13 protein-coding genes and 2 pseudogenes are annotated in these 11341 nt (G+C 30.2%); 3 read left to right on the top strand and 12 right to left on the bottom strand.

All coding sequences use genetic code 11. The features are described from left to right. Positions 1–416 precede the first annotated feature (416 nt). The 8 genes and pseudogenes from JJC01_01395 to JJC01_01360 all read right to left on the bottom strand — a co-directional run bounded on the left by JJC01_01395 (position 417) and on the right by JJC01_01360 (position 5831). Entirely contained in the window at positions 417–938 is a 522-nt protein-coding gene (locus JJC01_01395) for a cysteine hydrolase (GenBank protein ID UDN58552.1), read from the bottom strand. A 231-nt stretch (positions 939–1169) separates the two neighbouring features. Then, positions 1170–1408, bottom strand: a pseudogene (locus tag JJC01_01390) (MerR family transcriptional regulator). A gap of 15 nt (positions 1409–1423) precedes the next feature. Further along, on the bottom strand, positions 1424–1552 hold the full coding sequence (locus tag JJC01_01385) for a winged helix-turn-helix transcriptional regulator (protein UDN58551.1): 129 nt from the start codon (positions 1550–1552) through the stop codon (positions 1424–1426). Between the two features lie 196 nt (positions 1553–1748). Next, positions 1749–2603, bottom strand: a complete 855-nt coding sequence (locus tag JJC01_01380) for an acetyl-CoA hydrolase (GenBank protein UDN58550.1) — start codon at positions 2601–2603, stop codon at positions 1749–1751. 31 nt (positions 2604–2634) lie between these two features. Beyond that, positions 2635–3147 carry a DUF1097 domain-containing protein gene (locus tag JJC01_01375; protein UDN58549.1) on the bottom strand — a complete coding sequence of 171 codons (513 nt, stop codon included), beginning with the start codon at positions 3145–3147 and terminating at the stop codon, positions 2635–2637. Next, positions 3140–3409 carry a hypothetical protein gene (locus tag JJC01_01370; GenBank protein UDN58548.1) on the bottom strand — a complete coding sequence of 90 codons (270 nt, stop codon included), beginning with the start codon at positions 3407–3409 and terminating at the stop codon, positions 3140–3142. The genes JJC01_01375 and JJC01_01370 overlap by 8 nt, the downstream gene beginning before the upstream one ends. Positions 3410–3459: 50 nt before the next feature. Further along, positions 3460–4416: an NAD(P)H-dependent oxidoreductase gene (locus tag JJC01_01365; protein ID UDN58547.1), complete on the bottom strand. Its 957-nt coding sequence runs from the start codon at positions 4414–4416 to the stop codon at positions 3460–3462. A gap of 26 nt (positions 4417–4442) precedes the next feature. Next, on the bottom strand, positions 4443–5831 hold the full coding sequence (locus tag JJC01_01360) for a hypothetical protein (GenBank protein ID UDN58546.1): 1389 nt from the start codon (positions 5829–5831) through the stop codon (positions 4443–4445). Between the two features lie 342 nt (positions 5832–6173). On the opposite strand from JJC01_01360, the gene JJC01_01355 reads away from it, so the two are divergent. From JJC01_01355 to JJC01_01345, 3 genes and pseudogenes are all read left to right on the top strand, one after another. Beyond that, on the top strand, positions 6174–7055 hold the full coding sequence (locus JJC01_01355) for a LysR family transcriptional regulator (GenBank protein UDN58545.1): 882 nt from the start codon (positions 6174–6176) through the stop codon (positions 7053–7055). Positions 7056–7163: 108 nt separating this feature from the next. After that, on the top strand, positions 7164–7397 hold the full coding sequence (locus tag JJC01_01350; protein ID UDN58544.1) for a transposase: 234 nt from the start codon (positions 7164–7166) through the stop codon (positions 7395–7397). Further along, positions 7346–7516: pseudogene (locus tag JJC01_01345) on the top strand (transposase). Before JJC01_01350 ends, JJC01_01345 begins: the two are co-directional and overlap by 52 nt. Positions 7517–7824: 308 nt before the next feature. Here JJC01_01345 and JJC01_01340 read toward each other — a convergent pair. The 4 genes from JJC01_01340 to JJC01_01325 all read right to left on the bottom strand — a co-directional run bounded on the left by JJC01_01340 (position 7825) and on the right by JJC01_01325 (position 11341). Then, complete coding sequence (locus tag JJC01_01340; protein ID UDN58543.1) at positions 7825–9132, bottom strand: M20 family metallopeptidase; 1308 nt, start codon at positions 9130–9132, stop codon at positions 7825–7827. Between the two features lie 64 nt (positions 9133–9196). After that, a complete protein-coding gene (locus JJC01_01335; GenBank protein UDN58542.1) occupies positions 9197–9676 on the bottom strand; it encodes an L-2-amino-thiazoline-4-carboxylic acid hydrolase in 480 nt (159 codons plus the stop codon). Between the two features lie 46 nt (positions 9677–9722). Next, positions 9723–10586 carry a PTS system mannose/fructose/sorbose family transporter subunit IID gene (locus JJC01_01330; protein UDN58541.1) on the bottom strand — a complete coding sequence of 288 codons (864 nt, stop codon included), beginning with the start codon at positions 10584–10586 and terminating at the stop codon, positions 9723–9725. After that, positions 10586–11341 (bottom strand): PTS sugar transporter subunit IIC, encoded by a 756-nt coding sequence (locus tag JJC01_01325; GenBank protein UDN58540.1) that lies wholly within the window; start codon positions 11339–11341, stop codon positions 10586–10588. The genes JJC01_01330 and JJC01_01325 overlap by 1 nt, the downstream gene beginning before the upstream one ends.

Below are 11341 nucleotides of genomic sequence, written 5' to 3'. Positions count from 1 at the left end.
TTATTTGATAATTTTAGCCTTTTCAATTTCATTTAAGTCTAACTTTTGTTTTAGATTAAGACAAAAATTAAACTTATCTAAAATACAAACTATAATACATGTATAGATTCTATAGATAAAAAAAGAGTTTCTTAAATAAAGAAACACAAGAAAAATTGATTTAAATAATAAAAATTATATTGATTATGAATAAATTACTACAACTAAAAAGCACATTAATTCAAAATAAAATTGATGTGCCTTATATATAACTCTAATATGTTAAGTCTGATTTTTAATTTGGAATTTAACATCCTTTGTTGGAACTTAAATTTGAAATCAACTTATGTAAATATAAATGTCACAGTCTATGTTCCTTATGATTTTAATATTTTAGACTAAGTAAGTTAAGTTTTTTCTTATGTAATAATCTATATTTATTTCATCCTTCTAAGTGTTTCGTCTACTGAAATACATTCTGCATATCTTTCATTCCAGATAAATTCATTGTAGTATTTATATGATTGTTCTGCTGACATAAATGAATTATCAACAGTTGTATTTGCATAAGCTGGGACTATTATATTAAACCCATGTTCAAATCCACATTTTATAGTAGCATCAATACAGTAATCTGTTTGAAGTCCAGCAATAATTATATTTTTTTCACTAGTACTTTTTAAGTATTCTAATAAGCCTGTTCCCTTAAAAGCACTATTTACTTCTTTATCAAAGATTTTTTCTTCATCACATGGTTTAAATTTTTCATATATTTCAAATCCGTTTTTACCTTTAGTCAACTCATTTTCAACTCCATCATCATGACGGACATAGATTACTTCTATATTATTTTTTCTTGCTGTATCAATTAAGCTTTCTATATTTACTACAAATTCATGAAATTTATATAATTTTTCATTTGTTATTAGTTTTTGTGTATCAACAATTAATAAAACCATACCTATTCCTCCTTGAATGTTACTCTAATAATTTCTTTATATTTTACTATAAAAGTAAATATTAGCCTATAAATTTTTATTGTGAAAAACCTATTAAAACTAGGCTCCAGCTTAAGAGAATATCTACAAGTAATTTTTACTTAAATTCAATTAATAAATAAGAGATAATCATATCACTCACTTAGCATATGATTATCCCTTACATTCTTAAAGAGTTTGTTCTTTCTCTTATAGTAAAAGTTCTAAATTGCTTATACTCTTGCTTTTTCTTATTTCTTGAATTTTTTTAATTTCGATATCAATCTCTCTATAAAAATTTATTGTTGTAATATCATATATATCAAACTGATTATATTTTCTATATCCATTTTCATCATTTTTCTTAGGATTTACTAATCCTTTATCCTCATAAAATTTTAGCGTGTCTCTAGATATTCCTAAAAATTTAGATACTGTCCAATTGTATACATTGTATCCTCCTACTGTTATATAAGTTCTTCATGTTCATTAAATTTCTTCCTATTAACAATTCCAACACCTTCTAAAACTTGAAGTATCACAATCATCATACCATTTGTAATCTTTGGAATTACTCTTTTTACTTCATAACTCAAGTATAAACTTATTAATATGATACGTTGTAAATATTATATTATCTACATGTATCTAACAATGATTCTTTACCTTTAAGATACACTCTCACATATTTAACTTTTACTTCAAAAGTTTTTCTAGACACAAAAATGTTCCCTTCATGATAACAGTTTTATTATTTTAACTATTTGTCATCATAAAAGGAACTTCTTGATTTTATCTCATTGGAATATATCCACGATACTGTGAATATGCGTCCATAGTTGCTATATCGCCTAAGAATACTGAGGCAATATTAAATTGTGGTTTTAAATATGGGAACTCTTCTTCTTGTGCCCATTCTGGCTTTTTGATAAATGATTTTGTCCCCTCAACCACAGCTTTATACCATTCTTCTTCTCCTTCAAACCATAGTTCTACTACACGATCAAAGGCAGTTGCTCCATAGTTAATCATGATTTTACTACTTACAAAACGATTAACATAACAGCAGTTTGTAAAGTATGGAACTACCTCATCATAGAACCATCCTTCTCCTTCTTCTTTAGAAATTCCATCTGGGTACTTAATCATAAATTGCCAACGATAGTTTGGTCCATCTTGTACAGTACGTCCTTTTCCTCTAAAATCTTCTTCCCAGTTTATTGGAATAAAAGCAAATATAAATGGTGGACATCCATTATCCCCACCTACTGCACGTCCTGCATCTCCACTTTCTGCATTCTCATGAACTTTTTTATTCTCCACATCTGGTATACACCCTTGCCAACGGAGAACATCCATAGGCATGTATTCTGTCATAATTCTATTTGCCATTTCAGGCATATGTTCATCTACAATCCAATAATGCTCTGTTAATTGCATCTTACGTACACCAAAACGTTCGCCTTCATCTGGTGTAGGATATGCTTGATAAAAAGCATATTTAGTACAATATGGCCCAAAATTACTAATACTATCTGGAATATGGTAGCGATATAACCAGTCCATTAATTTAGGTCTATACTCTTCCTTAGCAAGTCCTACATATATTAAACTTCTCATTATTTTAAATTCAAATCCCATAAACATTCTCCTATAATCAAATTATATTCATATGCTTTCAATTTCCCGTTTTTTTATCTTTCTCCAAAATACATACAGTAAATAAATCTACGCCTGCTCCTACATACCATACTCCTACTGCCATAGCCACAGCAACTTGAATACAAAGACTTTGTAAGTTAATAATACTTTCACCTGTCATAATAGTTAGCCCTATGGCCCAACCACAAAGCCATGATGGTAAGAAAATTACTTTTTCAAATAAGGATGCAATTATAACTGCAAAAAAACCTAATATACCAAGTGTTAAAAATAATTCTAGATTTGGGTTGAGATTTATGTATTCCATAATTATAATAGCCAACACTGCCCATAAATCTCCACACCAAAAACCAAACATTATTTTTAATCCATCTTTTCGTTTATTACCATTTGTTACATATAATCCTGCACAAATTAATGCTACTGCTCCAGTTTTTATTCCTATATAAGGTGCTAGCACTGCCCATAAAGGAGGTAGTAAAGCAATCCCTATGGATAGTGTTAATATTTCTTTTTTCTTTCTATCCATTTCCTATATTATAATTAGTAGTTTCTATAGCTTGATTCATTCCCACTAACCTTATTGTTATTGGATTTGCAATCATAGATACTACAAAACAAATTAAGTGTAGTGGTATAAACATAGCAATGAACACTGGAGCTAATCTAACATTGTAATATGCAGGTACTAAAGCAATAATTGCTTCTATAGTCGATATGATAAGTGCTATTTGGATATTATTTACTATATTAATAATTCCAATTTGTTTAAAGTGTGGCTTTTCATTCATATAATAAATCTCCTACAACACTAATTAAAATATGAATCTTCATATTTTAATTATTCTCCTAATGAAAGTTCAGCATGCTTTTCTTTGGTTAATGGTTCTATAAAATTGTAAGCGGCTTTTCTTTCTTTAAATTCTGGTGTTTTACGAACTTCTGCATAATGACCTTCCATTTTCTTAATATCATCACCATGTATAAACTTACCTGCTAAAGTATCATGAGCATGACCTAATTGCTCTTCTGGGAAACTAAATACAGTTTTTCCACTTGCAGTATCTAATTCTCCAACTATACCACATAGAGCACATATTGATTTTTTAGTACCTGGCTCAAGGTAGAATAATCTATTATTACAATGTGGACAGACTCCTTCTTCTCCTTTGTATAAAGCTTTTTCAAAATCTTCTGCTGCTTCAACTATGTTTAAACCTATTTGATGAACTTGAGCAAGTTTTGAGCCATCCATTACTAATTCCTTTGCCCATGGGAACCAAGCATTATCTATAACTTTCCACATTGGTATTAATGCTAACATAGCATGCTCACATTGAACTCTTGTACCCCAGTCTGACCCTCCTATTCCCATGAATGATATTACTTTATCATTAAGCATTCTTGGGTCTGGAGTTTTTCCTCCTGTAGCTTCTGCAACTTTTATTCCTATAATATTATTTCCTCTATCTGCTCTTGGTCCAAAACGGTCCATTATAGTATGGAATAGACCTGATGCTCCTTCCTCAAATATAGGGTCTGAAACTACTATCCCATCTGCATCTTTCATTTTGTCAAGTAACCATTCAAAATCATCCTTTAATACACACATACTACCTTTTCCAGATAATAAAGTCTTAACACATGCACAACATCCAGTACAATGTTTAATGTTAAGAGATGACATTTGAATAAATTCTACTTCAGCTCCTGCTTCTTGAGCACCTTTAAGTGCCACTTTACACATGGTGTCATTATTTCCATTTTTTGTTCCAAAAGAAATACCTAGTATTTTCATTTTTAACTCTCCCTCTTTAGTGTTTATTAATCTTCTTTCATTTTTAATATATAGAATCCATCATCTAGGGCATCTATAATGATGTAACCTCTATCGTCAACAATAAGATCTTCTGTTACTGCCAAGCGTGGTCCAGGGAATCCTGGGAAATAAGATTCTTCTGGCGTTTTATTTGGATTTGGTGGTATAAAATATGCTAACTCTTTGATGTAATATGGATCTGATACATCATAAACCCTTAATCCTGCATGGAAATAACAGCAATATACTCTATCTCCTCTTTGCTCTAGCCATGGTTTATTATCCATTGGCTCATGAAGGTTATGTGGACCAAATGGCCCTGGTTTTCCTAGCCCTGCAACATTAAAGTTAGGATATGGGAAATCCTTTGGTACTTCAGGATATGGGAATTGAGCAATTAATGTTGGTCTTGTTGGATTACTAACATCAACCATATGTATATTATTCATAGCTTGAACATCTGTAATACTCTCTGGCTTAAAAAACTGGAAACGTTCTCCCTCATTTTGCACAACAACTAAATCTCTTCCTGGTAATGGTAGTGCTGTATGAGTTCTTGCTCCTGCGAGTTTACTAGAAAATGCAGGCATAAATGGTAATTCACCTAAGCATCTTGGTCTTGTTAAATCTTCAACATCTAATACAACTAAACCAGCTCCTCCATAACCACAATATGCTTTTCCATCTCTTACAAATGGTGGTCCATGAAGCCATCCTTTATCCATAAATTCTGGACAATGAGGTGCTCCTGCATCAAAAGTTCTATCTGGATATCCATCTGCATATTGGTCTGGTCTCCACCACTTACCTATTTCCACTGGATTAGTTGGATCTATTATATCTATAACTCTATAAATCAGACCTTCAAATCCAACACAATCACTTGATAAATGTACATATCTTCCACCATTGTACATAAATCTATGAACACCCATTACATGCTTTAATCCACAATCCCAGTAACCTAAAAACTTAGGATTTAAAGGGTCTTCTTTTAAACTATATATTCTGATTCCTGCTTCACACTTAATACTTGCTAATTTAGCTTGATCTACAAGTGCTCCTGGTCCACTTCCACAACTCATAGCTACTATCATTAAATCATCTGCTATTTGAATTTTTGGAGTAGTTGTTGTAGGATACTCTTTTAGATTTAACATTTGAAAATGTTTTATAAATTGTGGATTATAAGGATCTGTCACATCACTAATCATTACTCCATTTTTTTTACTTCCCCCAAAACAACATCCATATAAATAGTATTTTTCATCTCTTTTGTACAGAGCCATCTGAAACATTCCACAAGTTCCATCTAAGTCATTAAAGGAACAAACTTCAAGATTTTTAACATATCCGTTATTTCCTTTTCCTTTTGCATAAAATTTATCTTCCATTTTTTCTCCCTTCTCATTTAAAATATTATTAATTGCTATACTTTCATTTTATGAGACAAACTTACTTAAATCCAATATCGTTTTCATGGGAATATATAAGTTATTCTTATTATTGAGCTACTCCATGTTAACTACCTTTCCAGCCTACTTATGTTGAGGATGGAGTAGTTAGTCTATCTTTGATAATTTTATAAAACCTAATATAGAAATATGTCTAAAACATATATTTTTATACAAATATTTTCCAATATTATTTAAAAGTAAATTTTCTTATACTATAATAAGTTTTAATTATATATGAATAAGGTCTACAAACAATAAAGTTTAAATAGGGGTGATTATTTGAATACTAAGCAATTGGAATATTTTATATCTGTAGCAGAAAATCTAAGTTTTACCAAAACAGCAGAAAAGTTTTATATTTCCCAAACTGCTGTTACACAACAAATAAAAGCTTTAGAAGAAAAAATAAATGTGACTCTATTTACAAGAAGTAAACGACATGTTGAGCTAACACCAGCTGGAAAAGTTTTTTTATCTGAGGCTCGTACTATAATAAAAAATATCAATGACGCTATTGAAAAGACACAACAATTTGCACATGGTTCTTTTGGAACTTTGAGTATTGGAATCTTAATAGGATATGAAAAAAACAAATTCCAACAATATTTAAAAGAATTTTCTAATACATACCCTAATATATCTATGGAAATTTGTACTAACGAGATAACTGAACTTTTAAACTTAGTAAAAAATAATTTTATGGATCTTGCCTTTGTTATTAATCCAGAGAATCAACCATTAAAAGATTTTGAATATAAAACTGTAGAAAGATATTCTTTGGTAGCTCTTTTGCCTCATGGTCATCCACTTTGCAATGAGGATTCTATTGATTTAATTGAGCTACAACATGAGAAGTTTATTTTTGTAAAGGAAACAGGAGATGAGTATGGGCAAAAATCCATGATACAGAATAGATATCGTGAAGCGGGATTTGTACCTAATGTTGTACAACGTTCAAATGATTTTAATACTATTGAGTCACTAGTAGCCTCTAACATGGGTATATCCATTTTACCTTCATTTTGTGTTGTAGATACTATGATAAAACAGGATATTGCAATTGTACCTATAAATGAAGTACAAAATAGAATCGAGGTTGTAGTTGTATGGAATAAAAACAATACAAATCCAGCATTAGAAAAATTTATTTCTATAATATAAAATTAATTAATATTAACTTGGTCTTTAAAATAAAGTGTGTATTCTTCTAAAAAGTAATGATAATTAAAATATTAAATATCACTATATAAATGAAGGTGCACACTTTTTATGTTTAACAAAAACAAAATATTAAAAAAACTTATTGAAGAATATGATGTTAAAACAACTACAGATGTTCAAGACATGTTAAAGGATTTATTTGCAAGTACAATTCATCAAATGTTAGAAGCGGAGCTTGATGAGCATCTAGGTTATGATAGGTATGATAATAAGAATAAAAATACTAAAACTCTAGAAATGGATATAGAAATAAAAATGTTAAATCAGATTTTGGAGAAATAACTTTAAATATTCCAAGAGACCGAAATGGAGATTTTGAACCAAAGGTAATTAGAAATTGGACTCAAATTTTAGCTCATTTAAGTATTTACTTTGAAGAAAGAATTTTAACTTTAAGTTAATAAAGAAATATTTCAAAAAATTCAAGAAATTTTCTTAAAGGGATAATAATTTTTGCAAAAATGGAAAAAATATCAAAATAAGCCTATGATTTTTAAAGCCATAGCCTTATCAATAAATATTTAATTATCACTTAAAAGATAAACTTTTATTTAAAGAATACACATAAATATTTCCAAACTCAAAAACCTTATTGTTTTAATAACACCACCAAGTCCAGCTGCTATTTTTATTCCTATTTTCCCAGTTCCAGGTATACCTACCTTTAATGTATTCTTAATTATATTTGCACATAAGTTCTATTTTCCTTTTACAATTCTAATAGTTTTATTAAAGCCAAGGTATATATCTCCATATTCTTTCGTATATGCTCTATTGGTACTCTTTCATCTGCTCCATGACCACCAGTTTTATACTCTAAGAACTTAGGTCCAAACGCCACCATATCTTTAAACCAACTTGCATATGTGCCACCACCCATAGCAATTGTATATCCATTTTCATCTGTTACTTTTTCATAGGCTTCTAATAACTTTTTAAGTACTAAACTACTCTCATCCACATAATGTAAGTCTTTATGATCAATAATCTTTATTTTCCAACCATTACAAAAAAACTTTTTGAATCTATCTATTATATTGTTTAAAACTATATTTTTACCATACCTTATATCTAACTCACATATGATTTTTTCTTCATTCACTTTTAATATTCCTAAATTTAAAGTAGTGCTTTTGAACACCTCATCATATTGATTAATTCCCAATGCATCTCCATAATAGTCACTACAAAGGTATTTTGAAACTAATTCTATATCTTCTCTATACTGAAAATCCATATTATCTTTAACTATCTTTATTATCATTTTAGATATAGCATTTTCTCCCTTTTCAGGATTACTTGCATGCACAGCTACTCCTTTAGTAGTTAATTCTGAAATAATTCCATTAATAATCTTTGCAGTACAATAAGACGGAACAACATTTTCTTTAGTTCCTCCACTTACTATTATGTAAGGTTTACTTTTATCAATTTTAATCTCTTTTTCTATCCTTACATGAACTCTTCCTTTTTCTCCATTAACCACTGGATACATAGCATCTGGAGTAAAGCCCATACTTGGAATTTCTTCACCTTTATCTAAATAATATTTGATACACTTCATACCTGTTTCCTCATTTGTACCAAAAATTAATCTTATTCTTTTATTAATTGTAGGGTACATATCCTTTATGTTTTTCAATACATGTATAAGCATAGATACAGCCCCCTTATTATCTATGGCACCTCTTCCATAAATAACATTGTCAATTACTGCTCCCGAAAATGGATCTACACTCCAACCATCTCCTGGGGGAACTACATCTAAATGCATTGGAATTCCTATTAATTCTTCTCCCTCTCCAATTTCTGCATATCCAATATAATTATCAATATTTTTAACGCTAAAACCCAAACTAGTGCAGTAATCTAAAGTTTTATCTAAAGATTTTTTAGGTCCGATACCAAAAGGACATTGTGAAATAGGTTCACCTTGTTGTGTATCAATTTTTATTAATTCTTTTAGGAATTCTACTGTTCTATTTAAACTATTATCTACACTTCTGCTTATATCCATAAATCAACCTACTTTCTGTTTTTTTAAAGCCTGTTCTTAAAGAACAGGCTTTTAGCATTAAAAACTATTTTCTTGTGAATACTAATTCGCAAACTTCATCATCATGAGCACATTTTTGAGCAAACTCTAATCTAACACCTTGTGCACAATCAACTCTTCCATAATCACCGTAGCAAGCTAATCTACAAATTTCTTTTCTTTCTTCTTTAGTTAATCCATACTCTTTCCAAGCAGCATCTAATGGACAGTGATGGAATTTTAAAACTCCATTCTCATCTGTATTTTCTACTAATTCCATTTCAAACACTTTTTGTCCTTTACTGTTATATAACATTTCTGCCATTTTTCCTGGAGTATCTGCTACGCTATATTTTTGACCTCTCATTTTGCCAAATCCATATATTGCTTCTTTACATATATCATCTGGATTAACTCCTAATTTTTCAGCTTCTTTCATAAGAAGATAGAACCATACTGCTCTTTCTCCTGTTGCTCCTCTAATTCCTTCTAAATATTCCTTCTCTGTATACATTTTTTCTGACATGTCTTTCTCCTCCTAAAATTAAATTCTATATTTTAATCATTGCAAATTAGAATATTCCAATTAATGATCCTACTAATGCTACTACAACTAAAATTACTAATAACTTAGTTATTGTCCACTTCTTGTATTTCATTCCCCAATATACGAAGAATACAACACCAAGTGGTAATAAACCTGGAGCAATCATATTTAATGTGTCTTGAACAACAATTGCTTTACCACCAATATCAAATGATAATGGAGTTGAAAGCTTAACTGTAGTTGCAGATAATGCTCCCATCATAAACATTCCTAGAATTGAAGCACCATCAATTATCTTATTGACAATACCACCTGATAGAATTTTCTTAATTGAATCTCTACCTAAAGAATATCCTAAATGGAATAAGTAATAACCTTCGCAAAATAGTAATATACTAAACATTATTGGGAAAAATGCACCTATAACACTTCCTTCTGCTCCAAATGAAGCACCTAAAGCCAAGAATATTGTTTGAAATGTACCAAAATCTAAAGTATCTCCAATTCCAGCCAAAGGTCCCATAAGCCCATTCTTAACACCTGAAATAACTTCTCCTGGGATTTTTCCTTCAGTAGCTTTCTCTTCTTCCATAGCTAAAACTGTACCGTGAATTAACCCTCCCCATATAGCTTGAGTATTAAAAAATTGTAAATGCCTCTTTAACGCATCTATTAAATCTTCTTTTCTCTTATATAACTTTTCTAAAGCCGGAGTGAAACTTGCACAAACTGCTAATGCTTGCATTCTTTCAAAAGAGTTAGATAATTCTGCTGTCCACCACCATCTTAGATATGTTTTTGTTACATCTTTCTTCGTAAGTACTCTTGTCTTATTAACTTCAGTCGTACCTTGTTCATTTTTAACTTCTTTGTTTTTTATTTCTTGCATTATACTTCACCCACCCTTTTATCTTCTTTCATAAATGTAATTAAAAGAGCTATACAAACACCAAATATTGCAGCTGCAGTAATTGATATTTCAAAATATTGAACCATAAAAAATCCTATAATAAACATTGGTAAGAATTTATTTTTACCTATAGTAAATATTGTTGTTGCAAAACCTAATGCAGGTAATATACCACCCATTACTGTTAATCCATTCATTAACCATTGTGGTATAACATCTAATAATGATTGAACTAAATCTGCTCCAAAAAAGTTACATACAAAAACTATTGGAAATCTTAAAACAAACCCAAATATTAAAGAGTAAAGTGTTGCACATCTCCAGATACCTTTTGTATTACCTTCTTCGGCATACTTATCTGCCTTATGAACTAATACAGCATTACCAGTTCTTCTTAAGTTATTAACTAATACTCCTATAACACCTAAAGGTACCGCAATAGATACTGCAACTTCTGCATTAACACCAGTTTGAAGTGCTACTGGTATTGCAATAAGAGCAGCTAAACATTTATCTGATGGAATATTTCCTCCTGCTGCTACCATTCCTAGATAAACCATTTCTATACTTGCACCAACAATCATACCAGTTGTTACATCACCCCAAAGTAATCCAAGGCTAAAACCTATAAATAAAGGAGACTTTAGTGTTGAGAAAAGGGTATACCCTGCAAGACCTGCTGCAAACCAATACCATAATCCTGTTACAATTGCCAACATCAAAACAGATTCCAT

The sequence above is a fragment of the Clostridioides sp. ES-S-0010-02 genome (assembly GCA_020641055.1).
Taxonomy (GTDB): domain Bacteria; phylum Bacillota; class Clostridia; order Peptostreptococcales; family Peptostreptococcaceae; genus Clostridioides.
This window is presented reverse-complemented; position numbering and strand designations above follow the sequence as displayed.